The 26,559-nt window shown below is 71.9% G+C and carries 23 protein-coding genes and 1 tRNA gene; 5 read left to right on the plus strand and 19 right to left on the minus strand.

All coding sequences use genetic code 11. The features are described 5' to 3' along the window. Positions 1–71 precede the first annotated feature (71 nt). The 4 genes from MTF69_RS17020 to MTF69_RS17035 form a co-directional block, all read right to left on the minus strand. On the minus strand, positions 72–1,229 hold the full coding sequence (locus MTF69_RS17020) for a serine hydrolase domain-containing protein (RefSeq protein ID WP_243335319.1): 1,158 nt from the start codon (positions 1,227–1,229) through the stop codon (positions 72–74). 79 nt (positions 1,230–1,308) lie between these two features. Further along, on the minus strand, positions 1,309–2,076 hold the full coding sequence (locus tag MTF69_RS17025; RefSeq protein WP_243335321.1) for an energy-coupling factor ABC transporter ATP-binding protein: 768 nt from the start codon (positions 2,074–2,076) through the stop codon (positions 1,309–1,311). 8 nt (positions 2,077–2,084) lie between these two features. Next, on the minus strand, positions 2,085–2,846 hold the full coding sequence (gene cbiQ / locus MTF69_RS17030) for a cobalt ECF transporter T component CbiQ (RefSeq protein WP_243335325.1): 762 nt from the start codon (positions 2,844–2,846) through the stop codon (positions 2,085–2,087). A gap of 1 nt (position 2,847) precedes the next feature. Then, positions 2,848–3,903 carry an energy-coupling factor ABC transporter permease gene (locus tag MTF69_RS17035; protein ID WP_243335327.1) on the minus strand — a complete coding sequence of 352 codons (1,056 nt, stop codon included), beginning with the start codon at positions 3,901–3,903 and terminating at the stop codon, positions 2,848–2,850. Between the two features lie 195 nt (positions 3,904–4,098). Here MTF69_RS17035 and MTF69_RS17040 point away from each other — a divergent pair, with 195 nt between their 5' ends. Continuing rightward, positions 4,099–4,551, plus strand: coding sequence for an SsgA family sporulation/cell division regulator (locus tag MTF69_RS17040; RefSeq protein ID WP_243335329.1), 453 nt, complete (start codon positions 4,099–4,101; stop codon positions 4,549–4,551). A gap of 136 nt (positions 4,552–4,687) precedes the next feature. Here the strand turns inward: MTF69_RS17040 and MTF69_RS17045 are convergent, their stop codons facing one another. Both MTF69_RS17045 and MTF69_RS17050 read right to left on the minus strand, forming a co-directional pair. Then, positions 4,688–6,895: an MMPL family transporter gene (locus MTF69_RS17045; RefSeq protein ID WP_243335331.1), complete on the minus strand. Its 2,208-nt coding sequence runs from the start codon at positions 6,893–6,895 to the stop codon at positions 4,688–4,690. A gap of 157 nt (positions 6,896–7,052) precedes the next feature. After that, positions 7,053–7,643: a TetR/AcrR family transcriptional regulator gene (locus MTF69_RS17050; RefSeq protein ID WP_243335333.1), complete on the minus strand. Its 591-nt coding sequence runs from the start codon at positions 7,641–7,643 to the stop codon at positions 7,053–7,055. Positions 7,644–7,852: 209 nt separating this feature from the next. On the opposite strand from MTF69_RS17050, the gene MTF69_RS17055 reads away from it, so the two are divergent. After that, positions 7,853–11,134 carry a S41 family peptidase gene (locus MTF69_RS17055; protein ID WP_243335335.1) on the plus strand — a complete coding sequence of 1,094 codons (3,282 nt, stop codon included), beginning with the start codon at positions 7,853–7,855 and terminating at the stop codon, positions 11,132–11,134. A gap of 116 nt (positions 11,135–11,250) precedes the next feature. On the opposite strand, the gene MTF69_RS17060 is transcribed toward MTF69_RS17055, so the two are convergent. From MTF69_RS17060 to MTF69_RS17075, 4 genes are all read right to left on the minus strand, one after another. Further along, positions 11,251–11,418 (minus strand): hypothetical protein, encoded by a 168-nt coding sequence (locus tag MTF69_RS17060; RefSeq protein ID WP_243335336.1) that lies wholly within the window; start codon positions 11,416–11,418, stop codon positions 11,251–11,253. 78 nt (positions 11,419–11,496) lie between these two features. Beyond that, positions 11,497–12,381 carry an SDR family oxidoreductase gene (locus MTF69_RS17065; RefSeq protein WP_243335340.1) on the minus strand — a complete coding sequence of 295 codons (885 nt, stop codon included), beginning with the start codon at positions 12,379–12,381 and terminating at the stop codon, positions 11,497–11,499. Beyond that, complete coding sequence (locus tag MTF69_RS17070; protein ID WP_243335342.1) at positions 12,378–13,340, minus strand: alpha/beta fold hydrolase; 963 nt, start codon at positions 13,338–13,340, stop codon at positions 12,378–12,380. Before MTF69_RS17070 ends, MTF69_RS17065 begins: the two co-directional genes overlap by 4 nt. Then, a complete protein-coding gene (locus MTF69_RS17075; RefSeq protein WP_374323222.1) occupies positions 13,337–14,911 on the minus strand; it encodes a flavin-containing monooxygenase in 1,575 nt (524 codons plus the stop codon). Before MTF69_RS17075 ends, MTF69_RS17070 begins: the two co-directional genes overlap by 4 nt. 208 nt (positions 14,912–15,119) lie before the next feature. Between MTF69_RS17075 and MTF69_RS17080 the strand changes: the two genes are divergently transcribed. Beyond that, positions 15,120–15,800 carry a MerR family transcriptional regulator gene (locus MTF69_RS17080; RefSeq protein WP_243335344.1) on the plus strand — a complete coding sequence of 227 codons (681 nt, stop codon included), beginning with the start codon at positions 15,120–15,122 and terminating at the stop codon, positions 15,798–15,800. Here MTF69_RS17080 and MTF69_RS17085 read toward each other — a convergent pair. After that, positions 15,782–16,585 (minus strand): exodeoxyribonuclease III, encoded by an 804-nt coding sequence (locus MTF69_RS17085; RefSeq protein ID WP_243335346.1) that lies wholly within the window; start codon positions 16,583–16,585, stop codon positions 15,782–15,784. The two genes, MTF69_RS17080 and MTF69_RS17085, sit on opposite strands and share 19 nt — an antisense overlap. A 38-nt stretch (positions 16,586–16,623) precedes the next feature. Here MTF69_RS17085 and MTF69_RS17090 point away from each other — a divergent pair, with 38 nt between their 5' ends. Continuing rightward, positions 16,624–17,124: a GNAT family N-acetyltransferase gene (locus tag MTF69_RS17090; protein WP_243335348.1), complete on the plus strand. Its 501-nt coding sequence runs from the start codon at positions 16,624–16,626 to the stop codon at positions 17,122–17,124. A gap of 152 nt (positions 17,125–17,276) precedes the next feature. Here the strand turns inward: MTF69_RS17090 and MTF69_RS17095 are convergent. The 7 genes from MTF69_RS17095 to galU all read right to left on the minus strand — a co-directional run bounded on the left by MTF69_RS17095 (position 17,277) and on the right by galU (position 22,686). Further along, positions 17,277–17,350: transfer RNA gene (locus MTF69_RS17095), tRNA-Ala, on the minus strand. 78 nt (positions 17,351–17,428) lie between these two features. Next, the gene (locus MTF69_RS17100) at positions 17,429–18,439 is read right to left on the minus strand and encodes a hypothetical protein (protein ID WP_243335350.1); all 1,011 of its coding nucleotides are present in this window, start codon (positions 18,437–18,439) and stop codon (positions 17,429–17,431) included. Positions 18,440–18,596: 157 nt separating this feature from the next. Beyond that, the gene (locus MTF69_RS17105) at positions 18,597–19,226 is read right to left on the minus strand and encodes a GNAT family N-acetyltransferase (protein WP_243335352.1); all 630 of its coding nucleotides are present in this window, start codon (positions 19,224–19,226) and stop codon (positions 18,597–18,599) included. 17 nt (positions 19,227–19,243) lie between these two features. After that, complete coding sequence (locus MTF69_RS17110; protein WP_374323226.1) at positions 19,244–19,834, minus strand: molybdenum cofactor biosynthesis protein B; 591 nt, start codon at positions 19,832–19,834, stop codon at positions 19,244–19,246. Continuing rightward, the gene (moaC, locus tag MTF69_RS17115; RefSeq protein ID WP_243335354.1) at positions 19,831–20,334 is read right to left on the minus strand and encodes a cyclic pyranopterin monophosphate synthase MoaC; all 504 of its coding nucleotides are present in this window, start codon (positions 20,332–20,334) and stop codon (positions 19,831–19,833) included. The genes MTF69_RS17110 and moaC overlap by 4 nt, the downstream gene beginning before the upstream one ends. An 89-nt stretch (positions 20,335–20,423) precedes the next feature. Further along, on the minus strand, positions 20,424–21,779 hold the full coding sequence (glp, locus tag MTF69_RS17120) for a gephyrin-like molybdotransferase Glp (protein ID WP_243335356.1): 1,356 nt from the start codon (positions 21,777–21,779) through the stop codon (positions 20,424–20,426). Between the two features lie 4 nt (positions 21,780–21,783). Further along, positions 21,784–22,686: a UTP--glucose-1-phosphate uridylyltransferase GalU gene (gene galU, locus MTF69_RS17125; protein ID WP_243335358.1), complete on the minus strand. Its 903-nt coding sequence runs from the start codon at positions 22,684–22,686 to the stop codon at positions 21,784–21,786. A gap of 92 nt (positions 22,687–22,778) precedes the next feature. On the opposite strand from galU, the gene MTF69_RS17130 reads away from it, so the two are divergent. Beyond that, positions 22,779–23,390 carry a 5-formyltetrahydrofolate cyclo-ligase gene (locus MTF69_RS17130; protein ID WP_243335359.1) on the plus strand — a complete coding sequence of 204 codons (612 nt, stop codon included), beginning with the start codon at positions 22,779–22,781 and terminating at the stop codon, positions 23,388–23,390. Positions 23,391–23,411: 21 nt separating this feature from the next. Here the strand turns inward: MTF69_RS17130 and MTF69_RS17135 are convergent, their stop codons facing one another. Next, complete coding sequence (locus tag MTF69_RS17135; protein ID WP_243335361.1) at positions 23,412–26,273, minus strand: penicillin acylase family protein; 2,862 nt, start codon at positions 26,271–26,273, stop codon at positions 23,412–23,414. Positions 26,274–26,559 lie beyond the last annotated feature (286 nt).

Raw genomic sequence — 26,559 nt, forward strand, 5'->3', positions numbered from 1 at the left:
GACCGGGTCCGGGCAAAGCCCGGTTTCGGGAAGGGGCGGGGTGGGGGAAAGCTCCGCGCAGCGGCCCCCCGCTACAGCGCAGACCGCAGCGCGCGGATCAGGGCCTGGGCCCGAGGGTCCGCGGTGACCGACTTCGCGTGCGCGTTGGTGACGTAGCCGAATCCGATCCCCGCCTCCGGATCCGCGAAGGCCAGGGAGCCACCGCGCCCCGGATGCCCGAACGACGCCGGGGACAGCAGCGGCGAGGAAGGCCCGTGCAGCATGTAGCCGGGCCCGAATCGCGTGTTGACCACCAGCACCCGGTCCGGCCCGGCGGAGAACTCCCGCGCGGCCAGCGCCGTCGTGGCCGGGGTGAAGATCCGGGCGCCGTCCTCCACCACCCCGATGGTGGCCGCGTAGAAGCGGGCCAGTGCGCGGGCCGTGCCGATGCCCGCCGAGGCGGGCAGCTCGGCCGCCCGGTAGGCGGGGTCGTTCTCGTCGGGCAGCGGGTCGATGGCCGCGAAGGCGCGGCGGGTGAGGGAGTCCGGGTCGGCGTAGGCCTCGGAAACGTTTCGCCTCGGCCGGGTCCTGAGCGTGCCGGCGCCCTCCGGCGGATCGACCGGCGCGACCCGGCCCACCCGGTGGGCCTCGGTCTGCGGCAGCCCGATCCAGAAGTCGATGCCCAGCGGCTCCGCTATCTCCTCGGCCCAGACGCCCCCCAGCGAGCGACCGGTCGCCCGCAGCACCAGCTCGGACAGCAGCCAGCTGAAGGTCTGCGCGTGATAGCCGTGCTCGGTGCCGGGCTCCCAGAAGGCCTGCTGCGCGGCGACCGCGCGCGGTCCACTGACCCCGTCGGCGGCCTCGGCCACGGTCAGTCCGCGATCCAGGGCCGGTACTCCCGCGCGGTGCGCGAGCAGGTCCCGGACCCGGGTCCGCTCCTTGCCGCCCGCCTTGAACTCCGGCCAGTACGAACCCACCGGCGCGTCCAGGTCCAGCAGTCCGCGCTGCTGGAGCAGCAGCGGTACGGCGGCGGCCACGCCCTTGGTCGCGGAGCGGACGATCTGCGCGGTGTCCTCGGCCCAGGGCTCCGTACCGTTCGCGTCCTTGGTACCGCCCCAGAGGTCCACGACCTTGCGCCCGTCCCGGTACACGGCCACCGCCGCGCCCCGGTCCCCGAGGACCTGGAAGTTGCGGACGAACGCGTCCCTGACGGGCTCGAAGCCCTCCACCACCACACCCTTGATGTCCACGGGGTGTGCAACAACCTCCGACCGGCGCTTATGCCACCGCTGTGCTCATCCCACCGCTGTGCTCATCCCACCGCTGTGCTCATCCCACCGATACTGAGCGCGGGTCGAAGCCGAAGGGCAGCTCCAGCCGGTGCGCCCGCATCAGCTCCTCGTCGCACAGCACGTCCTGGGTCCTGCCGTCCGCCACGATGGTCCCCTCGCTGAGGATCACCGCGCGCGGGCAGAGCTCCAGCGCGTAGGGCAGGTCGTGGGTGACCATCAGCACGGTGACGTCCAGCGAGCGCAGGATGTCCGCGAGCTCGCGGCGCGAGGCCGGGTCCAGGTTGGAGGACGGCTCGTCCAGTACGAGGATCTCGGGCCGCATGGCCAGTACGGTCGCCACCGCGACCCGGCGGCGCTGCCCGAAGGAGAGGTGGTGCGGGGGCCGGTCCGCGAAGGCGGCCATCCCGACCTGCTCCAGGGCGCCCCGCACCCGCTCCTCCAGCTCGGCGCCGCGCAGTCCGGCGGCGGCCGGGCCGAAGGCCACGTCCTCCCGGACGGTCGGCATGAACAGCTGGTCATCGGGGTCCTGGAAGACGATGCCGACCCGGCGGCGGACCTCGGCGAGGTTGCGCTTCTCCACGGGCAGCCCGGCCACGCTCACGGAGCCGACGCCGCCGGCCAGGATGCCGTTGAGGTGCAGCACCAGGGTGGTCTTGCCGGCGCCGTTGGGCCCGAGCAGCGCCACCCGCTCCCCGTGCCCGACCGTGAGGTCGACCCCGAAGAGTGCCTGGTGGCCGTCGGGGTAGGCGTAGGCGAGGCCGGCGACTTCCAGCGAGGGCGGGGTGGCGGGGTGGGGTGCGTTCACGGGGTCGTTCACAAGGTCCAGCCCATCAGACAGACGGCGAGCGCCGTCACCGGGAGTGCGGCCGCGTACGCCCACTGCGTGCGGGTGGCCGTCACCTCGTCGATCACCGGCATCGAGCCGGCGTAACCGCGGCTGACCATCGCGAGGTAGACCCGCTCGCCGCGCTCGTAGGAGCGGATGAACAGGGCTCCGGCGGTCTTCGCGAGGACCCCCCAGTGCCGGATCCCGCGCGCCTCGAAGCCGCGGGAGCGCCGGGCGATGGACATCCGGCGCAGCTCGTCGTTGATGACGTCCCCGTACCGGATCATGAAGGAGGCGATCTGGACGAGCAGCGGCGGCAGCTTGAGCCGCTGCAGGCCCAGCAGCAGGGCCCGCAGCTCGGTGGTGGAGGCCAGGAGCACGGACGCGGCCACGCCGAGGGTGCCCTTGGCCAGGACGTTCCAGGCGCCCCAGAGGCCGGAGACGCTGAGCGACATGCCGAGGACCTCCACCCGCTCGCCCTGGGCCACGAAGGGCATCAGGACGGCGAAGGCGACGAAGGGCACCTCGATCAGGAGCCGGCGCAGCAGGAAGCCGGCTGGGATCCGGGCCACGGCCGCGGCCGCCGCGATGAGCAGGGCGTACAGGCCGAAGGCCCACACCGCCTCGCGCGGTGTGGACGCGACGACGATCACGAAGCCGAAGGTCGCGGCGAGCTTGCAGTGCGGCGGCAGCTGGTGGACCGGGGAGTTCCCGGCCCGGTAGAGCTTGTGGGCGTGGCCCGCGCCCATGTCAGGCGGCCGGTACGGCCGTGGAGGCGGCGGTCAGGTCGGCGCTGCGGCGCCGGCGGACGGTCCAGAACACGCCGGTGCCGACGACGACGGTCGCGCCCACGCCGATGACTCCGGCGAGGCCGCCGGAGAGGCGGGCGTCGGAGACGTCCTTGACGCCGTAGTCGGCGAGCGGGGAGCCGGCGGCCGCGTGCTCGGTGACCTTCTGGTCGATGCCGTGGTCCGCGGCGACCTTCTCCAGTCCGTCGGGGCTGGCGGAGGCGTAGAAGGAGACGATGCCGGCCAGGGCCAGCGCGGCGACCAGGCCGGTGATCCAGACGGGCTTCGTGGAGCGGGCGGCGACGGGCGCGGCGGCCGGGGCGGCGGGGGCGTCGACCAGTTCGCCGCCGACGCGCAGCTTCAGCGGGGTGCTCAGGCCGCGGGCGCCGTGGACGAGGTCGGGGCGGACGGCGATCACGGCGCCGACGGTCGCGGCGGTGATGACGGCCTCGCCGATGCCGATGAGGACGTGGACTCCGACCATGGCGCCGAACACCTTGACCAGCGGGACGTCGGTGGTGCCGCCGAGGCCGAAGAGGAGGGTGAAGAAGGCGGCCGACGCGGGCACCGAGAGCATGGCTCCGGCGAAGGCGGCGACGGTGACCGAGCCGCGGCCGGCGGGCAGCAGCTTGACCGCCCCGCGGAAGACGGCGTAGGCGACGACCACGGTGACGGCGCCCATGGTGACGACGTTGACGCCGAGGGCGGTCAGGCCGCCGTCGGCGAACAGGAGGCCCTGCATGAGCAGGACCACGGACACGCACAGCACGCCTGTGTAGGGCCCGACGAGGATCGCCGCGAGCGCACCTCCCAGAAGGTGGCCGCTTGTTCCGGCCGCGACGGGGAAGTTGAGCATCTGTACGGCGAAGATGAAGGCGGCGACGAGGCCGGCGAGGGGCGCGGTGCGCTCGTCGAGCTCCCGGCGGGCGCCGCGGAGGCTGACCGCCACGGCTCCGGCGGCGGCGACACCTGCGGCAATGGAGACGGGGGCATCGATGAAGCCGTCGGGCACATGCATGGTTCTGCTCCGCTTCCTGCGGTCCGGCGAACGGTCCGTTGACCTGACAAAATCTTTAACCGTTCAAGAATAGGGCCTTCTTGCGAACGCTTGGCAAGAGCGGACGCATCACAAATAGCTCCGCGCGGATTCGTGGGAATGTGCGAGGCTGGGGTCAATACGGACGCAAATGTTCCGATTCGAGGAGTCTTGTCGATGTCAGCCGCCGCCGAGAATCCATCCGCAGGTGCCACCGCCACCCGGGCCGCGACCGCCCCGGCCCCCCTCGTCGAGGCCCCCTTCCTCGAAGGCCCCTTCGTCGAAGAACGTGTGCGCGCCCGAGTGATCACCGACGACCCGCTCTACCGGGCCATCCCGGTCTCCCTGCGCTTCGTCCCCGCCGAGCCGCTGGCCGTACGGATCGTCTTCCCCGCCGACCTCTCCCCCGAGGGCACCGACAACGAGTGGGTCTTCCCCCGCGCCCTCCTGGAGGCCGGCCTCCAGGCCCCGACCGGGACCGGCGACGTACGCGTCTGGCCCTGCGGGCGCGTCCAGGCCGTCGTCGAATTCCACTCGCCGGAGGGCGTCGCGGTGGTCCAGTTCGACATCGCCGCGCTGCGCCGCTTCCTGCGCCGTACGTACGCGCCCTCGCCCGCGGCCACCCGTTAGGCCCAGCCGGGCCCGCCCGATCCGGGAGGCCCGGTCACGCGGAACGGCCCCGCACCGAGAGGTGCGGGGCCGTTCTGCGTGCGTTCTGCGTACGTTCTGCGTACGTACTGCGTGCCTACTGCCGGCGACCGAAGGGTCAGACGTTGGCCATCTCGCGGTCCTTGTCGGGACCGGAGCCGCCGTCGGACTCCCCGAGGTGCTTGCGCAGGCTCTCGCCCTCCACGTCCACGTTCGGCAGGATCCGGTCGAGCCACTTCGGCAGCCACCAGGCCTTGTGGCCGAGCAGCGCGAGGACGGCCGGGACGATGGTCATGCGGACGACGAAGGCGTCGAAGACGACGGCGATGGCCAGGCCGAAGCCGATCATCTTCACCATCTGGTCGCTGGCGCCCATGAAGCCGGAGAACACCGCGATCATGATGACGGCCGCGGCCACGACCACCCGGGCGCTGTACTGGAACCCGGTGACGACGGCCTGGCCCGGCCGCTCCCCGTGGACGTACGCCTCACGCATGCGGGTGACCAGGAAGACCTCGTAGTCCATGGCCAGACCGAAGACCACGCCGACCATGAAGATCGGCATCATCGACATGATCGGGCCGGTCTGCTCCACCCCGAAGAGCGAGCCGAGCCAGCCCCACTGGAAGACCGCCACGACGGCGCCGAGGGCGGCGACCACCGAGAGCAGGAAGCCGAGGGCCGCCTTGAGCGGGACCAGGATCGAGCGGAAGACGAGCATCAGCAGCAGGAAGGCGAGGCCGACGACGAGTGCCAGGTAGGGCAGCAGCGCGTCGTTCATCTTCTGCGAGAAGTCGATGTTCATCGCGGTCGCGCCGGTGACGAACACCTTGCCGCTGTCGCTGCCCTCGCGAATCTCGTGGACCAGGTCCTCGGTCTGCACGGAGGACGGCCGGTCCTTCGGGATGACCGAGATGACGGCGGCGTCCTTGGCCTCGTTCTGGGTGGCCGGCATGACCGCGGCCACGCCGTCCAGGACCTTGATCCGCTCGACCGTCTGGTCGGCGAGCGCCTTGTCCCCGTCCACGACGACCATCAGGGGGCCGTTGAAGCCGGGACCGAAGCCCTCGGAGAGCATGTCGTACGCCTGGCGCTGCGTGGTGGAGACCGGCTGGGCGCCGTCGTCCGGCAGGCCCATCTCCAGCCTGCTCGCCGGGATCGCGATGATGCCGAGGCCGATCACGCCCGCGAGCAGCACCATGACGGGGCGGCGCAGGATGAAGCGGGCCCAGCGGGTACCGCCGTTGGGCTTGGGCTCGGCGCCTTCGGCGACCGGCTTGGCCTTGCCGAGGAAGCGGGACTTCGTACCGGCGGGCAGCACCTTCTTGCCGGCGAACCCGAGCAGGGCCGGGACCAGCGTCAGGGCGACGAGGACGGCGAGGACCACGGTGCCGGCGGCGGCGAAGCCCATCTTGCTGAGCATCGGGATGTTGACGACGGCCAGGCCCACGAGGGCGATGACCACGGTCAGACCGGCGAACACCACGGCGGAACCGGCGGTTCCGACGGCGCGTCCGGCGGCCTCGTCGCGCTCACGGCCCTCGGCGAGCTCCGCGCGGTAGCGGGAGACGATGAAGAGGGCGTAGTCGATGCCGACGGCGAGGCCGATCATCATCGCGAGGGTGGAGGTGGTGGAGCCGAGGTCCAGCACGTTGGCCAGCGCGGTGATGGAGGAGATGCCGATGCCCACGCCGATCAGCGCGGTCAGCAGCGGCAGTCCCGCGGCGATGAGCGAGCCGAAGGTGATGACGAGGACGATCGCGGCGACCGCGATGCCGATGATCTCGCCGGAGCCCGTCTCGGGGGCGGCCTGCAGGGCGTCGCCGCCGATCTGGACGTTCAGGCCGTCGGCCTTGGCGGCCGTGGCGGACTCCGTGAGGGCCTCGCGGGTGGCGTCCGTCAGCTCCATGCCGCTGACCTTGTACTTGACGCTCACATAGGCGGTGGAGCCGTCCTGGCTGACGGCCTTGGCCTCGTACGGGCTGGTGACCGAGGAGATCTGGTCCTTGCCCGGACCGTCCTTCAGCTCGCTGACGATCTTCTCGACCTGGGGCTTGACGGCCTCGGAGTCGACCTTCTCGCCGGCCGGGGCCTTGATCACGATGCGGGCGGTGGCGCCGTCGGCGGCCATCCCCGGGAAGCGCTGGTCCAGCAGGTCGAAGGCCTTCTGGGCCTCCGTACCGGGTATGGAGAAGGAGCCTGAGGTGGGCGTGGACGCGGTTGCCGCGCCGAAGCCGGCGACGAACAGCAGCGCCACCCAGACGAGGGCGACGAATCGGCGGCGCCGGAAGGCGCCTCTGCCGAGGCGGTAAAGGAAGGTGGCCACGTCGGTGGTTCTCCCGTTCGGGTCGTGGGATGGATCAGGGCATGGAATGCCGTTCCGACGACGAGAGCGGCGTGTCAGGAGAGGCAGGAATCGAGCGCGGGGACAGCGCGGGCGGCGGCTGCCGGGTGAGCAGCCGGGCATGCGTGCACGGGCAGGGTCAGACGCCGAGGGCGGGGAAGACCACGGCGTCGATGAAATCACCGAGGAAGGTCCGGTCGACGGACCGGTCCTCGATGAGCGGGAGGGCGATGAACGCCCCGATGAGCATGTGCGGCACGAAGGCCAGGGCCGGACAGTCCGGGGCGATCTCACCCCGGTCCACGGCTCTCTGCAGCATCTGCTGCAGGCCGTTGATCTCCGGATCGACCAGCAGGTCCCGCAGCGCCTTGTGGAGCTCGGGGCTCTCGTGCACCGCGTGGGTCAGGCCCCGCATCAGCGCGGTGTCCTTCGCCATCTGGGCGTCGTCGGAGTTCTCGATCATGACCCCGAAGTCCCCGCGGATGCTGCCCGTGTCGATCTCCCGCAGGGAGACCGGCTGGGTGCAGCGCAGGGCCTTCGCGACCAGCTCGGGCTTGCTCCCCCACTGGCGGTAGAGGGTGGCCTTGCTGGACTTCGTACGGGCGGCGACCGCGTCCATGGTCAGCGCCTCGTAGCCGACCTCACGCAGGAGGTCGAGGACCGCTCCGTGGAGTTCGGCTTCCCGTTCGGGGGTGATCCGGGTGCGACGCGACATGACCTCTTCGACCATTTCGGCATCTCCTCCCGACCGTGCCCCACCGAACGAAACCGTTTCGTACGGATCGACCATACCCCGCAGCCAAGCGAAACGAAACCGTTCCGTTTCGCTTGGGGAGTGGTGTCGGTCACGCCCCACCCGCCGGCCGCCGCCCCCTCGGGAAGCCCCATGGATCACCTGTACGAGTTGCCAGCCCCCCTCCGCGCGGAAAGCATTGGGGGGTGAGTCACGACGCGGCGTACCTCCGGTTCCCCCATCTCCACGACGATCTGCTGTGCTTCGCCACCGAGGACGACCTCTGGGTGGCGCCCCTGGTTCCTCCCGGAGAGCCCGCCGGCCGGGCCTGGCGGATCACCGTCGACCGGACCCGGGTGGGCCACCCCCGGTTCTCCCCCGACGGAAAGCACATCGCCTTCACCACCTGGCGCAGCCTCGATCCAGAGATCCACCTCGCCCCCGTCGCGGGCGGCCCGGCGCGCCGCCTCAGCTACTGGGGCTCCACCGACACCCGGGTCTGCGGCTGGACCCCGCCCGACAAGGACGGCCGCAGCGACATCCTGGCCGTCTCCTCGCACGGCCAGCCCTTCTCCTACTTCGCCTGGGCGTACACCCTCCCCACCGACGGCAGCCCCGGCGGCCGGCTCCCCTGGGGGCCGGTCTCCGACATCCAGATGCACGCCGAGGAGGGGGGCGAGCGGCACACCCTGCTGCTGACCGGCAAGCCCCCGCACGAGCCCGCCGCGTGGAAGCGCTACCGCGGCGGCGCCACCGGCCGGCTGTGGCTGCACGGCGAGCGGCTGCTGGAGGGCATCGAGGGCCACCTGGACTCCCCGGTGTTCGTGGGCGGCCGGATCGCCTTCCTCTCCGACCACGAGGGCATCGGCAACCTCTACTCCTGCCTGCCCGACGGCACGGACCTGCGCCGGCACACCGACCACGAGGAGTTCTACGCCCGGCACGCCTCCAGCGACGGCTCCCGGATCGTCTACCAGTGCGCCGGCGACCTGTGGATCGTCGAGTCGCTCGCCCCGGGCGCCTCCCCGCGCAAGCTGGAGGTCCGCCTCGGCGGCCCCCGCGCGGGCCGCCGTACCTACCAGGTCCCGGCCGCCAGCCACGTCGACTCCCTCTCCGTCGACGCCACCGGGCGGGCCAGCGCCGTCGTCGTGCGCGGCAGCCTGTACTGGCTCACGCACCGCGACGGGCCCGCCCGCACCATCGCCGACACCCCGGGAGTACGGGTCCGGCTGCCCGAGATGCTCGGCAGCGGCGGGCAGGTGGCGTACGTGACCGACGCGGAGGGCGAGGACGCGATCGAGATCGCCTACCTCCCCCGCGCCTCGGGCGACCGCGAGCCGCGCCGGCTCGCCTCGGGCGCGCTGGGCCGCGTACTGGAACTGCTCTCCGATCCGGACGGGGAACGGCTCGCGATCGCCTCCAACGACGGCCGGCTGCTCCTCATCGACGCCACCGAGGAGTCCAACGGGGAGGCGAGCGAGCTGATCCGGTCCGAGAACGGGCCCGTCACCGACCTCGCCTTCTCCCCCGACGGCTGCTGGCTGACCTGGTCGCACCCGGGCATCGGCCGCTCGCTGCGCCAGATCAAGATGGCCCGGATCTCCGGGCCCGGCGCGCGCACGATCGTGGACGTCACCAACGGCCGCTTCGAGGACGAGAATCCGGTCTTCACCCGGGACGGGCGCTACCTCGCCTTCCTGTCGTGGCGCGGTTTCGACCCGGTCTACGACGTGCACACCGGCGACCTGTCCTTCCCGCTGGGCTGCCGCCCGTACCTGGTGCCGCTGTCCTCGGCCACCCCCTCCCCCTTCGCCTTCTCCCCCGACGGCCGTCCCGCGGCGGGCGGCCTCGACCCGGTGGAGAGCGAATCCAGCGAAGGCGACGGTGCGGTGACCGTCGAGGTGGAAGGGCTGGAGAGCCGGGTCACCCCCTTCCCGGTGTCGGCCTCCAAGTACTCGGCCCTGTACCCGGTGCACGGCGGCGGGCTGGTGTGGCTGCGCTGGCCGATCTCGGGCGCGCTCGGCGAGACCTTCGCGAACCCGGCCGACGTCAGCGGCAAGCCGACGCTGGAGTACTTCGACCTCACCAAGGCCCGCAAGACGGAGCTGGCCTCCGGGCTGGACTGGTTCGCGGTCAGCGGAGACGGCACCCGGCTCGTGGTCAACGAAGACGGCGACCTGCGCGCGGTCCCGGCGACCGAGTCGGGCGACAGCGACTCCACCGTCTACCTGGACCTGCGGCGCATCCTGCACGAGGTGGACCCGGCGGCCGAGTGGCGCCAGGCCTACGAGGAGGCGGGGCGGCTCATCCGCGCCTACTTCTGGGAACCGCAGATGTGCGGCATCGACTGGGACGGGGTGCTGCGCCAGTACCGCTCCCTGGTCGAACGGGTGGCCTCCCCCGACGAGTTCGCCGACCTGATGCGCGAGGTCCTCGGCGAGCTCGGCACCTCGCACGCGTACGTGTCCCCGGCCCGCCGCAACGAAGGCCCCCCGCACTACCAGCGGGCCATCGGCCTGCTCGGCGCCAACCTCTTCCCCCGCGACGGGTCCTGGGTCGTCGGCCGGATCCTGCCCGGCGAGTCCTCCGACTCCAAGGCCCGCTCTCCGCTCGCGGGCACCGGGATCCGCGAGGGCGCGGTCCTCACCCACGTGGACGGCCGTCCGGTGGACCCGGTCGCCGGGCCCCACCCGCTGCTGTCGGCGGCCGGCGGCACCACCGTGGAGCTCACCTTCGAGCCCGCCGAGGGACAGGGCCGCTCCCGCCGGGTGGCGGTCGTCCCGCTGATCGACGAACGGCCGCTGCGCTACCAGGACTGGGTGGCCAAACGCCGGGCCGTGGTCCGGGAGATCAGCGACGGCAGGTGCGGCTACCTGCACATCCCCGACATGGGCGGCTCCGGCTGGGCGCAGTTCAACCGCGACCTGCGCGCCGAGATGTCCAAGCCGGCCCTGCTCGTGGACGTACGCGGCAACGCCGGCGGGCACATCAGCGAGCTGGTGGTCGAGAAGCTGACCCGCTCGATCCTCGGCTGGGACCTCACCCGCAACGCGCAGCCCGTCTCCTACGCCTCCAACGCGCCCCGGGGCCCGATCGTGGCCCTGGCCGACGAGGCGACCTCCTCCGACGGGGACATGATCACGGCCGCCTTCAAGCTGCTGGGGCTCGGCCCGGTCGTCGGGCAGCGCACCTGGGGCGGGGTGGTCGGCATGACCGGCCGGCACACGCTGGGCGACGGCACGGTCATCACGGTGCCGATGAACGCGGCCTGGTTCCCCGAGTACGGCTGGTCCGTGGAGAACCAGGGCGTGGAGCCCGACCTGCCGATCCTGCGCACCCCGCTCGACTGGGCGGAGGGGCGGCACGCGCAGCTCGACGACGCGGTGCACCTGGCACTGGAGCTGCTGGAACAGGACCCGGCGGCGGTGCCGCCCGGCTACACGGACGTACCGGACCGGCGCCGGCCGAAGCTTCCGCCGCGGGGGTGAGCGGGCGGGGCGGGCTTGGCGGGCGACCGTAGGACATGCGTGAGGGGTGCGACCCTGGACGGCGGGTCGCACCCCTCAGCACGTGCTGTCAGGTACTGCTACTCGACTACTTGCCGCTACTTGTCGAAGTTCTCGACGGTCCCGTCGAAGGGTTCGCGGGCCCTGTCCTTGGCCTGGTCGACGGCCTGCGAGGCGCGCTCGGAGACCTCGTCCTGCTTGCCGGAGGCCTTCGCCTTCTCCGCGAGTTCCTTGGCCTTGTCCTGGAACTGGTCCTTGATACCCATGTGTCCTCACTCCTGTAGCGGTGTTCGGTAAGGGGAACCCGACCAGTCTCACCCAGGTGGACATTCCTCGCATTCCGGTCAGCGACCGGGGCTGCGCTCCTGCTCGTCCGCGGCCCCGCCGGCCCCCACAAGTCCCTTGGAAACACTGGCCAGTCGCGGCTCGAACCGCTTCATCTCGCGCTGTCCGACTGCCGAGATGATCCCGGGCAGGTACCCGCGGAACCCCTGCATGCCGCGCAGCCACCACTGGGCGTACACGTGGGCGGAGCGGCGCTCGATGCCCGCCACGATCCGGTCGACGGCCGGCCCCAGCGGGTAGGTCCGGTTCGACGGCCACGGCAGCCGCTGGCGCAGTTCGCGCATGACCTCGTCCTGGTCGGCGCCGCGCACCATGTCGGTGTCGGTCCAGGACAGGTAGCCGACGCCCACCTTGACCCCCTTGTAGCCGACCTCGGCGCTCAGGCAGTGCGCGAAGGCCTCGACCCCGGACTTGGAGGCGCAGTAGGCGGTCATCATCGGAGCCGGGGTGATCGCCGCGAGGGAGGCGATCTGCAGGAAGTAGCCGCGGCTCTCCATCAGTACGGGCAGGAAGGCGCGGGCGGTGACGGCCCCGCCGATGAGGTTGACCTCGATGACCCGGCGCCACGCATCGGGGTCGGAGTCCACGAAGGGTCCGCCGGAGGCGACGCCCGCGTTGGCGACGACGATGTCCACCTTGCCGAAGCGCTGCTTGACCTCCTGCGCCACCCGGGCCATGGCCTCGTGGTCGGTGACGTCGGCGTACCAGTGGTCGCTGTCGGTGTGCAGTCGCTCGGAGACCTCCTTGAGGGCCTCGGGCTCCAGGCCCACGAGGGCCACCTTCGCGCCGCGTGCGGACAGTTTGCGGGCGAGCAGTTCGCCGACCCCGCGCGCGGCCCCCGTGACGACGGCGACCTGGCCTTCCAGACTCCTACGGGCACTCACGGGGTCTTCTCCTTCGCGGGACGGTTGGTGTCGCAGCGGCTGACGGCGGAGCGTGCGACATACGCCTCGGCGAGCTCGCGCACGGCGGCGGTGACGGCCTCCGGGGCCTCGATCGGGCTCATGTGCCCCACCCCGGTCAGTTCGGTGAGCCCCACGCAGTTCGGCAGCGCGGCGGCCAGCCCCCGGGCGTGCACGATCGGCGTCAGCCGGTCGCTCTTGCCGCCGAGGACGGCGGTGGGCACGGTGAGCGCGGCCAGTTGCGCGTCCAGGTCCAGGGCGGCCAGCACCCCGGACCAGGCGTGCCGCACCCGGGTGGGGCAGGCGTGGACGATCCGCGCGCAGGCCTCGACCTTGTCGGGCGCGGAGCCGGGGCCCATCGTGGCGTACTTCAGCACCTTGCGGGCGACGGGCGTGACGGGCCCGAGCGGGGCCCGGGATCCCAGGACCGCCCCGGTGATACGGGTCCTCGCGCGGCCGGCGCGCCACGGCAGGACCTGCGCCTCCTCGACCAGCCGGCCGCTGCCGGTGCTGCACAGCAGCGCGGCCGCGGCGTGTTCGGCGAACTCCGGCCGGGCGGCGGCGGCCATGACCGTCATCCCGCCCATGGAGTGGCCCGCGATGACGGCCTTCTCGCCGGGGGCGAGGGTGGCCCCCAGGACGGCGACCAGGTCGTCGGCGAGGGCGGCGGTGCCGTAGCCGGACACGGAGCCCGCGGGGCTGCGGCCGTGGCCCCGCTGGTCGTAGGCGATGACCCGGTGTCCGGTGGACAGGGCCCGTATCTGCGCGGCCCAGAAGGCGGTGGAACAGGTCCAGCCGTGCGCGAGCACGACGGCCGGGGCTCCGTCCTCGCCGTGCACCTCGACGTGCAGGCGCGAACCGTCGGCGGAGGTGGCGACCAGCTCCCGGCGGGCGGCCGGCGGGGCGTACGGCCCCGCGGTCACGTGCGTCAGGCGGCTCACGCGGCCCCCTCCTGCACGGCTTCGGCCGCACCGGCCACCGGGACCCGTTCCCGCTCGCGCTCCCGGACCCGTACGACCTCGTACTCGCCCAGGTCCACGCCCAGGGTCTCCTTGCGGAACTCCCCGGTGGTGCCCGGCCAGACCGTGGTGTTGCGGCCCTGCGCGTCGAGGTACCAGCTGGTGCAGCCGCCGGTGTTCCACACCGTCCGCTCCATCCGGACCTGCACCTGCCGGTTCCAGGCGTTGACCGCGGACGGCCGGGCGGCGAGGGCGACCTTCCCGCCCGAACCGCTTCCACCGAGGACGCCGAGCTGGCGCATGTAGTCCGCCATGTAGTTCAGCTGCGACTCGATCATCAGGATCATCGAGCTGTTCCCGAGCCCGGTGTTCGGCCCGATGATCGTCATCCAGTTCGGGAAGCCCGCCGCGGTCGCCCCGCGCAGGGACTGCATCCCGTCCTTCCAGACCTCCGCGAGGGTCTTGCCGTCCACGCCCACCACCCGGTCGGCGATCGGCATGTCCGTGACGTGGAAGCCGGTGCCGAAGACGATCGCGTCGACCTCGGTCTCGGTCCCGTCGGCCGCCACCAGCACCGAACCCCGGATCTCCTTGAGCCCGGAGGCCACGAGGTCCACGTTGGTCCGGGCGAGCGCCGGGTAGTACTCGCTCGACAGCAGGATCCGCTTGCAGCCGATGCGGTACGAGGGCGTCAGCTTGGCCCGCAGCTCCGGGTCCTTGATCGAGCGCGCCATGTTCGCCTTGGCGAGGGACTCGATCAGCCCCAGCTGGCCCGGCCGTTTGGTGAAGGCGCTGACCTGGAGTTCCCGTATCCCCCACAGCAGCCCGCGGCGGGCCGCCCGGGTGAAGGGCAGCTGGCGGTGCAGCCAGCGCTCCACCGAGGTGATCGCCCGGTCGGTGCGCGGCATCACCCACGGCGGGGTGCGCTGGAAGAGGGTGAGCCGCTCCACCTCGGGCGCGATGGCGGGCACGATCTGGATGGCGGAGGCGCCCGTACCGATCATGGCGACGCGCTTGCCGCGCAGGTCGTAGTCGTGGTCCCAGCGGGCGGAGTGGAAGACCTTGCCCGGGAAGCCGGCCAGTCCGGGTATCTCCGGCATCTTCGGGTCCGACAGCGGCCCGGTGGCGGAGACGACCACGTCGGCGGTGAGGTCCCCGCCCGAGGTCTCTATCTCCCACCGCATCCCGTCGGCGTCCCACCGCATCATGCGGACCTCGTGGTTCAGCCGGATGTGGCGGCGCAGCCCGAAGGTGTCGGCGACGTGCTCCAGGTACTCCCTGATCGCGGGCTGCCCCGAGAAGGTGCGGGGCCAGTCGGGATTGGGGGCGAAGGAGAACGAATACAGATGGGAGGGCACGTCGCAGGCGCACCCGGGGTAGTTGTTGTCCCGCCAGGTACCGCCGACGGAGTCGGCGCGCTCCAGCACGACGAAGTCCGTGATCCCCTCGCGCCGCAGCCGCACCGCGGCGCCCAGCCCGCCGAACCCGGACCCGATCACCGCCACGCGTACGTGCTCGCGCTCCTGCTCGCGCCCGTCCATGCCACCGCCCATGCCAGCCACCTTCGGATGCCGATGCCAAAGCCCACTCGGATGCTGCCAGCAATCACTGGCACAATCGGGAGAGTAGAGCAGCCCCGTACTCATGGGTAGGGGTCGCGCCGGGAAAGTTACCGGCAGTACGCCCTAGGCTGCCCACGTGCCGCACAATGCGACGCAGGACGCAGCGCCACCCACCCGAGCCACAGGAGCAGGGACCACAGTGCGCGAATACCGCACGGAAGAGCTGGCCGAGGCCGCCGGCATACCCGTACGCACCCTGCGCTTCTACCGGGAGCGCAAGCTCCTGCCGCCGCCCCGCCGCGAGGGCCGCATCGCCTGGTACGACGACCACCACCTGGCCCGGCTGCACACCATCGCCGCCCTCCTGGAGCGCGGGCACACGCTCGGCGGGATAGCCGAGCTGACCGTCGCCTTCGAAAACGGCCGCGACGTCGGCCAGCTGGGTGAGCTGCTCGGCATCGGCTGGTCCGAGGAGACCCCGGTCCGCCTGACGCCCGAGGCCCTCGCCGACTACTTCGAGGGCGAGGTCACCCCGGAGAACCTGGCGGCCTCGCTCGACCTCGGCTACCTCGCCACCGACGGCGAGGAGATCGTCCACGTCAGCCGCCGGCTCCTGGACGTCTCCTCGGCCCTGGTCCGCGAGGGCGTACCGCTCTCGGCCGTCCTGGAGGCGGGCCGCCGGGTCCGCGAGCACGCGGACGCGATGGCGGCCCTGTTCGCGGACCTCATCACCACGCACATCTCGGAGGAAGCCGTCCCGCGCCTGCGCCCCCTGGCCAAGAGCGTGGTCGAGGCGGAACTCACGATGGCCATGGACCGCCTGCGCCCGCCGGCCCCGGGCACCTCTCTGCCCTCGTCCCCTCAGACGCCGAGCTCGTAGACCACGGTCACGGGCGCGTGGTCGGACCACCGCTCGGGGTGCGTCTCGGCCCGCTCCACGAACGCCTTGACGGCCTTGGCGGCCAGCCCCGGCGTCGCCACCTGCAGGTCGATCCGCCAGCCGGCGTCGTTGTCGAAGGCCCGCCCGCGGTAGGACCACCAGGAGTACGGCCCCTCGGTGTCCGGGTGCAGGCTGCGCACCACGTCGACGTACCCGGCGGCGTCGTACACCTGCCCGAGCCACTCGCGCTCCTCGGGCAGGAAGCCGGCGTTCTTCCGGTTGGTCTTCCAGTTCTTCAGATCAACTTCGCGATGGCAGATGTTCCAGTCGCCACACACGACGACCTCCCGGCCGTCCGCGGCGGCCCGCGCCTTGAGCTCCTTCAGATAGCCGAGGAACTCCCCCATGAACCGGTACTTCTCGTCCTGCTTCTCGGTCCCGGCCTCCCCGGAGGGCAGGTAGAGGCTGGCGACGGTCACACCCGGCAGGTCGATCTCCAGGTACCGCCCGCTCGTGTCGAACTCCTCGCTCCCGAAGCCGACCTGCACCCGCTCCGGCTCCCGCCGCGCGTACACCGCGACCCCGGCCCGCCCCTTGGCGGCGGCCGGCGCGAACACGGTGTGCCACCCCTCGGGCGCCCGCACCTCGTCCGGAATCTGCCCCTCCTCGGCCCGTACTTCCTGCAGGCAGACGACGTCGGCGTCGGACCCGGCGAGCCACGGGGAGAACCCCTTCTTGGCGGCAGCGCGGATTCCATTCACGTTTACGGAGGTCACAGAGAACATCCCTGCACGATAGCCGGAGCGTTCCGTACGCTGTTCGGATGTCTCAGGAGATACAGCTCCGCGCCGTTCCGTACGACCACCCGGACGCGGTCAAGCTCAACGACCAAGTACAGATCGAATACCAGGAGCGCTACGACGGCGAGGGCGACGTCACCTTCCTCGACCCGGCGATGTTCGCCCCGCCGCAGGGCCTCTACCTCCTCGCCTACGACGCTTCGGGCACCCCGATAGCCAGCGGCGGCTGGCGCGGCCACGAGGCCAACGACGAGGGCTACGCGGACGGCGACGCCGAGCTGAAGCGCATGTACGTGGTCCCCGAGGCCCGCGGCCTGGGCCTGGCCCGCCGCATCCTCGCCGCCCTGGAAGCGGACGCCCGCGCGGCCGGCCGCCTGCGCATGGCCCTGGAAACCGGCGACCAGCAGCCGGAGGCCATCGCCCTCTACCTCTCCGAGGGCTACACCCTGACGGACGCCAAATTCGGCCACTACCGCTTCCACGACTCCAGCCGCTGCATGACCAAGCCGCTGAACCCGGCCTGACCGGGCCCGAGTCGGGCGCGGCCGCGGGCCCGCGCCCGACCTCGATCCGGTTCCGGCCCGAGCCCGGCCCCGAACGCAAAAGATCCCGCCCGGTCTTTCGACCGGACGGGATCTCGTGACGTTCTCGGGAGCAACCCGTGAACTGTCGTTTGTGGACCTGTGGGGATTTGAACCCCAGACCCCCTCGATGCGAACGAGGTGCGCTACCAGACTGCGCCACAGGCCCTTGCGACGTGTGAAACATTAGCATCCCCTCGCGGGTGCTCCAAAACCGGTATCGGGGAGCGTCCGCGCAGGTCATCGATCACTCGTTCGCGGCGCGCGGCCGCTCGTCGCCCTCGTACTGGTCGAAGAGGGGGGTACGGGCCGCGTCGCGCGGGCGGGTCCGCGGTGACGGGGTCGACGGCTGGGCGCGCAGGCGGGGTTCCGTCGGCTCGGCCGTGCTGGAGCGGGCCGCGCTCCAGGGGTCCGGGGTCGCCGGGCCGGTGGCGCGCGGGGCGACCGGGGCCGTCACGTACGTCGGCAGCGGCACCGGGACGGGCTCCCAGCTGTCACCGCGGGCGGGACCGCGCTCGCGTTCGCGCTGCTGGTCCACCCACTCCGCGTGGTCGGTCTGCTCGACCAGGGCGCGCCGGCCGGCCTCCTGCGGGGAGACGGGTGGCGCGGGGTCCGGGTCGGAGCCGGCGGCGGGCTCGGACTCCCGGCGCCGGGGGCGGTTCTCGCGCAGGTGGCGGGCGGCCGCCTCGGCGCGCCGCCGGTCCATGGTGAACTCGTAGCGGCGTCGCTCCTGGACCCGCAGGTGCACGATGTACGTGCTCAGCAGCAGGGCGGGGACGGCCGGGGCCCACAGGTACTGGAGTCCGCCGACGGCGGCGGCGACCGCGCCGAGGGTGAAGATCAGGAAGAGCAGCGCGGTGGTGCGCCGGCGGCGGGCCAGGACGACCAGGCGCTGCTCGCGGCGGGCCCGCTCCGCGCGGTCGGCCCGCTCGGAGGCGGCCGATCTCGGCTCGGAACGGGTCGGCGGGGGCACGACGACCGCCCGGGCGTCGGCGGCGTCCACGGGTTTCACCGTTTCCGTCGCGGCGTCCGGGTCCGCGGGGGGCTGGGGCTGCGCCTCTTCGTCACCGCGCTCACGCAGTCCCTTGGCGTAACGGCGCTCCATTCCCGCCCGGCCGGAAAGCAGCCGGATGGCGGTGGAGAAGCGTTCCGTCGGACGGGCTTCGTTCAGCTCGTCCTGCCTCCGGAGCCACATGGGCACCAAGTAGGCGGCCCAGGCCCCGACAATGACTGCGTAGATGAGGCCGCTGCTGCTCACACCCCACACCGTAGAGGGACGCGGCCGGGCGGATCCGCCAATTGGGACGGCGTGTCGCGCGATCTCGCTGATATCACGGACTTTTTTTGTGATTCTTCGGATCAGGTTATGGGCGAATCGGTCATGGGGCGAAAGAATTCGAACAGATATCGGATTTCTATTGTTCCGGCGGCTTGCCCTGCTCGGCGGGACCGTGCGGATGACGTTCCCGGTGCCAGCGGCGCAGCAGTCCCTCGCGCACTTCCTCCGCCGTCAGCGCGTACACGAGGTGATCGCGCCAGGCCCCGTCGATGTGCAGGTACCGCGGGCGCAGTCCCTCCTCGCGGAAGCCCAGCTTCTCCACCACCCGCCGGCTCGGCCCGTTCTCCGGCCGGATGCACACCTCGATCCGGTGCAGCCCGACCTTGCCGAAGCAGTGGTCCACCGCCAGCGCGACCGCCGTCGGCATCACACCGCGGCCCGCCACGTCCCGGTCCACCCAGTAGCCCACGTGGCCCGCGCACATCGAGCCCCAGGTGATCCCGGCGACCGTCAGCTGGCCCACCAGGCGGCCCTGGTACTCGATGACGAACGGCAGCATGCGCCCCGCCTTCGCCTCCGCCCGCAGGTGGCGCACCATCTGGCGGTACGTCGGCCGCTGGATCACCGGCCCCCAGGGCGCGGGCGGCGGGATCGTCGCCTCCCACGGCCGCAGCCAGTCGCGGTTGCGGCGGTTGACCTCGCGCCACGCGGTCTGGTCCCGCAGCTTTATCGGCCGGAGCGTGACATCGCCGTCCGCCAGCACCACCGGCCAGGAGGGGCCGTTCAGCTCGTGCTCCCGGGCGGTCTGCCCCCGGGACGGGGGTGGTCTCCGCCGCGGATCTGGTCGACGGCGTGCAGCAGGACGCGGGACAGGACCGCGATCCCGTCGCGGACCCCGCCCGTGGAACCGGGCAGGTTCACGATCAGGGTGTGTCCGGCCACTCCCGCCAGACCCCGGGACAGGGCCGCGGTGGGCACCTTCGCCAGGGACTCGGCGCGGATGGCCTGCGGGATGCCCGGGATCTCGTAGTCCAGTACCCGGGCAGTGGCGTCGGGGGTCCGGTCGGTGGGCGAGATGCCGGTGCCGCCGGTGGTCAGGATAACGTCGTACCCGGCGGCCACGCCCTCGCGCAGGGCCGCCTCCACCGGGTCCCCGTCGGGGACCACGCGCGGGCCGTCCACCGCGAAGCCGAGCGCGCGCAGGCCCTCGGCGAGCACCGGGCCGCCCTTGTCCGCGTACACGCCCTGCGAGGCCCGGTTCGAGGCCGTGACGACCAGCGCGCGCAGCGCGGGGGCCCCGGGCGTCACGGTTTCCGCCGCCTCAGCAGGGGCATGGGCGTGGCTGTGCACCTCGCCGCCGCGCGGGGCGTTCACGAGCGCGCCCAGTCGCCGGACTTGCCGCCCGTCTTCTCCTCGACCCGCACGTCGGTGATGACCGCACCCTTGTCGACGGCCTTGACCATGTCGATGACGGTGAGCCCGGCGACCGCGACGGCGGTCAGGGCCTCCATCTCGACGCCCGTGCGGTCGGTGGTCTTGACGGTGGCGAGGATCTCGACGGCGTCGTCGGTGACCTTCAGGTCGACCTTGACCCCGGAGACGGCCAGCGGGTGGCACAGCGGGATCAGGTCGGGGGTCTTCTTCGCCCCCATGATCCCGGCGATCCGTGCGGTGGCGAGGGCGTCGCCCTTGGGCACGCCCTCGCCCCGCAGCAGTTCGATGACCCGGGGGGAGACGAGCACGCGGCCGCTGGCCCGCGCCGTCCGGGTGGTGACGTCCTTCGCCGAGACGTCGACCATCCGGGCCGCGCCGGCCTCGTCGATGTGCGTCAGCCTGGTGCCGGCGGCGCCGCCGGCGCTGCTCTGCGTACTCATATCTGCGTGCCGCTCCCGTCCGGGCCCCGCAAGGGCCTGTGTGGTGCAACACGCTACCCGCATCCGCCGGACCTCAGCCGAGCGGGACCTCAGCCGAGCAGGACCACTTCCAGCTCGGACCCGGGCTCCACCGAGGTCACGTCCTCCGGTACGACGATCAGCGAGTCGGCGTGCGCCAGCGCGGCGATCAGGTGCGAGCCCGATCCGCCGACCGGGCTGACCGTGCCGCTCTCCGCGTCGTACTTGCCGCGCAGGAACTGGCGGCGGCCCGCCGGGGAGCCGATCGCCTTGTCCGCCTCGAGCACCGCGCGCGCGCTCGGCCGGCTGACCTCGGAGGCGGGCAGGCCCATGAGGGTGCGGATCGCGGGGCGCACGAACAGCTCGAAGGAGACGTAGGAGGAGACCGGGTTGCCGGGCAGGGCCAGCAGCGGGGTGTGGTCGGGGCCGATGGTGCCGAAGCCCTGGGGCTTGCCGGGCTGCATGGCGAGCTTGCGGAAGTCGATGCCCGCGCCGTCCACCTCGTCATCGCCGGTGGAGACGGCGGTGAGGGCTTCCTTGACCACGTCGTACGCGCCGACGCTGACCCCGCCCGTGGTGACCAGCAGGTCGGCCCGGATGAGCTGGTCCTCGATGGTGGAGCGCAGGGTGTCGGCGTCGTCGGCGACGGCTCCGACCCGGTAGGCGATGGCCCCGGCGTCCCGTGCGGCGGCGGCCAGGGCGAAGCTGTTGGAGTCGTAGATCGTGCCGGCCGTCAGGGCCTCGCCGGGCTGGACCAGTTCGCTGCCGGTGGACAGGACGACCACGCGCGGGCGCGGGCGCACCCGTACGGTGCCCCGCCCGATGGCGGCCAGCAGGGCGATCTGCGGCGGCCCGAGGACGGTGCCCGCGGCGAGCGCGAGGTCCCCGGCCTGTACGTCGCTGCCGCGCGCGCGGACGTGCGCCCGTGCCTCGGCGGGGCGGTGAACCCGTACCTCGCCGGCGGCGCCCTCGGGCGACTCGCTGGCGGGGGTCATGCCGGTGGCGGCGCCGCCGCCCGTGCCGCCGTCGGTCCACTCGACCGGTACGACGGCTTCCGCGCCGGGGGGCAGCGGGGCGCCGGTCATGATGCGGGCGGCCTGGCCGGGGCCCACGGTCGGCAGCTCGCCGTCGCCGGCCGCCACGTCCCCGATGACCGTCAGCACCGCCGGGAACTCCTCGCTCACACCCTGGACATCGGCGGTCCGGACGGCGTACCCGTCCATCGAGCTGTTGTCGAAGGGCGGCAGCGCGACGGGCACGGTGACGTCCTCGACGAGGACACAGCCCTGGGCGTCCAGCAGCTGGAGCTCGATGGGCTCCAGCGGCCGGACCGTGGCCAGGACGTCCGCCAGGTGCTCGTCCACCGACCAGAGACGCTGGGGGGCCCCGGCCGCTTGGGGGTGCTGCGGTGCTTCGGGCTTGCTCAAGGTCCTACATCTCCTCCGTGACGTAATGGTGAAGCCAGGCACGGAACTCCGGGCCCAGGTCCTCACGCTCGCACGCGAGTCGGACGATGGCCCGCAGGTAGTCCCCGCGGTCCCCGGTGTCGTAGCGGCGGCCCCGGAAGACCACGCCGTGCACCGGGCCGCCGACGGCCTCGTCGGCGGCCAGCTTCTGCAGGGCGTCGGTCAGCTGGATCTCACCGCCGCGGCCCGGCTCGGTCTCACGCAGTATGCCGAAGATCGCCGGATCGAGGACGTATCGTCCGATGACCGCGTAATTGCTGGGTGCGTCCGCGGCGTCCGGCTTCTCCACGAGACCGGTGATGCGGACCACGTCCGACGCGTCGGTGGGCTCGACCGCGGCGCAGCCGTAGAGGTGCACCTGGGAGGGGTCGACCTCCATCAGCGCGACGACGGTGCCGCCGGCGCTCTGCTGGATCTCCGTCATCCGGCGCAGCAGCGGGTCGCGGGGGTCGATGAGGTCGTCGCCGAGGAGGACGGCGAAGGTTTCGTCGCCGACGTGCGGCTCGGCGCACAGCACGGCGTGGCCCAGGCCCCGGGGGTCGCCCTGGCGGACGTAGTGCATGGTGGCCAGGTCGCTGGATTCCTGGACCTTCTTGAGCTTGTCGTCGTCGCCCTTGGCGATGAGCGCGGACTCCAGCTCGTAGTTGCGGTCGAAGTGGTCTTCGAGGGCGCGCTTGTTACGGCCCGTGATCATGAGGATGTCGTCGAGGCCGGCCGACACGGCCTCCTCGACGACGTACTGGATGGCCGGCTTGTCCACCACAGGAAGCATTTCCTTGGGTGTCGCCTTGGTCGCGGGAAGGAACCGAGTGCCGAGGCCCGCGGCCGGGATGACGGCCTTTTTGATCACGGGGTGCAACTGAGTCATGCGCGGAACGATAGTCGTTCGTCATGAGGCTCGAGTGAGATTCAGATGAACATGATCAGGTATACCCCCATAGAAATGGATTCGAGCCACCCGTGACAGAGAACCAGCCCCCGACGGCCAAGACGGACCTTCGCCGTGAACGCCTCGCGGCCCGTCGCGCCTTGTCCGCCGACGCCCTGCGCACGGCGGCCCGCGCCCTCTCCCGCTCCGCCCTGGAGCTGCCCGAACTCAGCTCCGCCCACACCGTGGCCGCCTACGTCTCCATCGGCTCCGAACCCGGCACCCGCGAGCTGCTCGACGCCCTCCGGGCGGCCGGCACCCGCGTGCTGCTGCCCGTCCTGCTGCCCGACAACGACCTCGACTGGGCGGCGTACGAGGGCCCGGAGAGCCTGGCCGAGGCCGCGCACCCGGGGAAGATGCGGCTCCTGGAGCCCGCCGGGCCCCGCCTCGGCCCGGACGCGGTGACCGGCGCCGACGCCGTACTGCTGCCCGGACTGGCCGTGGACCGGCGGGGGATGCGGCTCGGGCGGGGCGGAGGCTCGTACGACCGGGTGCTGGAGCGGCTGGAGCGCGCCGGGGCGCATCCCGCGCTGGTCGTGCTGCTCTACGACGACGAGGTGGTCGCGCGGGTCCCGGAGGAACCGCACGACCACCCCGTACGCGCGGTGGCCACCCCGTCGGGGGTGCTCCGCTTCAGCTCTTAGCCCCTGTCTTGGACCCCGCGGTCACGAACCCTCGGGCTGGAGGGTCAGGGTGTCGACCGTGGCCTTGTCCACGGCGTCCTTCCCGAAGGGCCAGTCCAGCAGTTCGCCCTTGGCCCACATCGTCGTCTGGTCCGTGTAGTGGTCGTGGTACGCGTGCCCCGAGGCGCCCGTCAGGTTGATCCAGCGGGACTTGTCGAAGTCGGCGAGGTTCACGACCATCCGCATCGACGGCACCCAGGTGACCCCGTACCCGCTGGAGGCGTTCCAGCCGGTCGCGTTGACGGTGGCCTCGCCGCCGCCCAGGTTCCAGGGGCCGCGGTTGAGGAGCCACTGGAGGTAGCCGGGGCCCTCGGTGCCGATCGTCTGGTTCTTCAGCATCAGCTGGTGCATCCGGCCCCAGCTCCAGGTCGACTGGTCCTTGCCGAGCTTGGCGGTCAGCTCCCAGCGGGCGTCCTTCATGGCCCGGGCGAAGAGCTGGTCGCGCGTGGTCGTGGCGGCCACGGTGCGGCCGACCGCGGGCGACTGCCACCACTGCGACTTCTCGTCCTTGACCAGGCGGCGGACCACCTCGAACCAGCGGTCACCGCCGTCCGGCTGCGCCGAGTCGGAGTCGCGCTCACCGCATTCGCGGACCATCGTGGCGAGGTCGTCGGCCGGTCCGGTGGTCTGCTCGGGGACGTTCATGCAACTGCCCTCGACCCGCAGCTCCTTGGGCATCTTGTCGCCGAAGGCCAGCTTGAGGATGTTGCGCCAGACCGCGTTGAAGTACGCGGCGGCCGCCGAGTCGGGCTCCTGGGTGTAGTTCCAGCCCTCCAGGAGCTTCTGCGCGGAGCGGACGTCCGGGTCCGACACGTCGATCTTGGCCAGCATCGGGGTCAGCAGCGCGGCGATCTCGCTGCTGTTGTCCATCTGCATGGTGCGCATGTCGTCGGTGGAGATCTTCCCGCTGTCCTTGATCTTCGCCTCGATGAGGTCGTTGATCCGCTGGCTGCGGGCGCCGTAGCCCCAGTCGGTGGTCAGCAGGTACGGGTACTTGCCCGTGCCGGTACCGCCCTCGGTGACGGCCTGGTTGGCGGTCACGATGAACCCGCGCTCGGGGTTGAGCACCCACGGCATCTCGTCCTGCGGGATGTACCCGGCGCTGCCGTCCTTGCCGCCCTTCCAGGCGTACTTGGAGTCCCAGCCGGGGGCCGGCATCTTGCCGTCCGCGCCGCCGCCCCGGATGGGGATGCGGCCGGGGGCCTGGTAGCCGATGTTGCCGTGGAGGCCCTCGTCGTCGGCGTAGATCAGGTTCTGCGAGGGGACCTCGAAGTCGCGGGCCGCGGCGCGGAACTCCTGGAAGTTCTTGGCCCGGTTGAGCGAGAAGACGGCGTCCATCGACTTGCCGGGATCCAGCGCGGTCCAGCGCAGGGAGACCCCGTATCCGTTGCCGCGGTCCGGGGCGGCACTGGTGACGGGGGCGCGGGCGCCGACCGTGGCGATCTCGTCGCTGCGGTCGGAGATCAGCGGGCCGTTGCTGGTGGACCGGACGGTGATCTTCTTCTCGCCGCCGCCGGCGATCTTGATGACCTCTTCGCGGGTGGTGAAGGGGAGCACCTTGTTGTCGTAGACGTAGCCCTCGGGCCTGACCTGCTCCAGGTAGAGGTCGGTGACGTCGGCGCCGAGGTTGGTCATGCCCCACGCGATGTCGGCGTTGTGGCCGATTATCACGCCCGGCATGCCGGAGAAGGTGTAGCCGGCCACGTCGTACTTGCACGAGGCCGAGGCCGCCCGGCAGTGCAGGCCCATCTGGTACCAGACCGAGGGCAGCTGCGGGGAGAGGTGCGGGTCGTTCGCGAGCAGCGGCTTGCCGGTGGTCGTGTACCGGCCCGAGACGACCCAGGAGTTCGAGCCGATGCCGCTGCCGGCGGGGCCGAGGATCGCGGGGATCTCGTCGAGGGTGTCGGCCAGCGCGCCGAGCGAGGTGCGCAGGCCCACGGTCGCGCCCTGGGCGGTGGCGTTGCCGGCCAGCCCGGTCTCGCCGACGCTCTGGGTGGAGACCTGCGAGCCGGTGGAGCCGGTGGAGCCGCCGCGCCCGCCGGTGCTGCCGCCGGAGCCCACGGGGCTGCCGGAGCCGGGCTGCTGCGGGGCGTACTTCCCGCCCTTGACGGTGCCGCCCTCGACGATCGGCCGGTTCCGGTCGAAGGGGTACGGCGGGTAGAGCTCGCCGATCTGCGCCTGCGAGAGCTTGCCCGTCATCAGCGCGCGGTCGATCTCGTCCTGCATGTTGCCGCGCAGGTCCCAGGCCATGGCCTTGAGCCAGGCCACCGAGTCGACCGGGGTCCACTGCTCGGGCGCGTAGGCGTCGCTGAGCTTGAGGGCGGCGTGCTCGACGGAGAGGTCCTTGCCGGACTTCCCCTTCAGGTACGCGTTGACCCCGTCGGCGTAGGCCTGCAGGTACTTCTTCGTTTCCGGCGACAGCTTGGTGTCGTACTCCCGCTGCGCGACCTGGCGCCAGCCGAGGGTGCGCAGGAAGGCGTCCGTCTCGACCTGGCCGGCGCCGAACATCTCGGAGAGCCGCCCGGAGGTCATGTGGCGGCGTACGTCCATCTCCCAGAACCGGTCCTGCGCGTGCACGAAGCCCTGCGCGCGGAAGAGGTCCTCGTCGGAGTCGGCGTACAGCTGGGGGATTCCGTTGGCATCGCGCTTGACGTCGACGGTCCCGGCCAGGCCGGGCACCTTGAGGGAGCCGGTGGTCTGCGGGAACGAGGCCCGCACGCTGTCCACGCTCCAGTACGCCCCGTACCCGAGGCCAGCGAAGAGCGCCAGCACCAGGACGAGCACGATCAGACGGGCGCGTCGTCCCTTCTTCTTGACGGAAGGGACGGTTTCGTTGGCGGGCATCGCTGTCCTTAGAGGGGCAGGGTGGTCCTGGGAGTGCTGGGAGCAACCATAGGCGCAGGACCGCCCCCGGTGATCCGCCAGGGGTCGGGCTCGGTCGGGCTCGTGATCGGCCCCTCGCCGACGGCTCGTGACGAGGGGTCATGAGGACAGGGTCCCGCAGGCGTTTCACAATGTGGCTAGTGAGTAAAGGGCGCGTCAAAGATTAGGTAAGGTAACGAAGTACTTGCCGTTCGTGCCCGCGCCGGAGCGATCCGTCAGCCCGACGTCCGCCGTTCCGCCGTCGCCT

Source organism: Streptomyces sp. AP-93, from assembly GCF_022808175.1.
GTDB lineage: Bacteria > Actinomycetota > Actinomycetes > Streptomycetales > Streptomycetaceae > Streptomyces.

What these genes read in the sequence shown, in the direction of transcription:
- cbiQ (WP_243335325.1), bottom strand. Translation starts at nt 2,846, where the DNA reads ATGGGCGCGGGCCACGCCCACAAGCTCTACCGGGCCGGGAACTCCCCG.
- MTF69_RS17035 (WP_243335327.1), bottom strand. Translation starts at nt 3,903, where the DNA reads ATGCATGTGCCCGACGGCTTCATCGATGCCCCCGTCTCCATTGCCGCA.
- MTF69_RS17040 (WP_243335329.1), top strand. Translation starts at nt 4,099, where the DNA reads ATGTCAGCCGCCGCCGAGAATCCATCCGCAGGTGCCACCGCCACCCGG.
- MTF69_RS17050 (WP_243335333.1), bottom strand. Translation starts at nt 7,643, where the DNA reads ATGGTCGAAGAGGTCATGTCGCGTCGCACCCGGATCACCCCCGAACGG.
- MTF69_RS17060 (WP_243335336.1), bottom strand. Translation starts at nt 11,418, where the DNA reads ATGGGTATCAAGGACCAGTTCCAGGACAAGGCCAAGGAACTCGCGGAG.
- MTF69_RS17075 (WP_374323222.1), bottom strand. Translation starts at nt 14,911, where the DNA reads ATGGGCGGTGGCATGGACGGGCGCGAGCAGGAGCGCGAGCACGTACGC.
- MTF69_RS17085 (WP_243335346.1), bottom strand. Translation starts at nt 16,585, where the DNA reads ATGTTCTCTGTGACCTCCGTAAACGTGAATGGAATCCGCGCTGCCGCC.
- MTF69_RS17090 (WP_243335348.1), top strand. Translation starts at nt 16,624, where the DNA reads ATGTCTCAGGAGATACAGCTCCGCGCCGTTCCGTACGACCACCCGGAC.
- moaC (WP_243335354.1), bottom strand. Translation starts at nt 20,334, where the DNA reads ATGAGTACGCAGAGCAGCGCCGGCGGCGCCGCCGGCACCAGGCTGACG.
- galU (WP_243335358.1), bottom strand. Translation starts at nt 22,686, where the DNA reads ATGACTCAGTTGCACCCCGTGATCAAAAAGGCCGTCATCCCGGCCGCG.
- MTF69_RS17135 (WP_243335361.1), bottom strand. Translation starts at nt 26,273, where the DNA reads ATGCCCGCCAACGAAACCGTCCCTTCCGTCAAGAAGAAGGGACGACGC.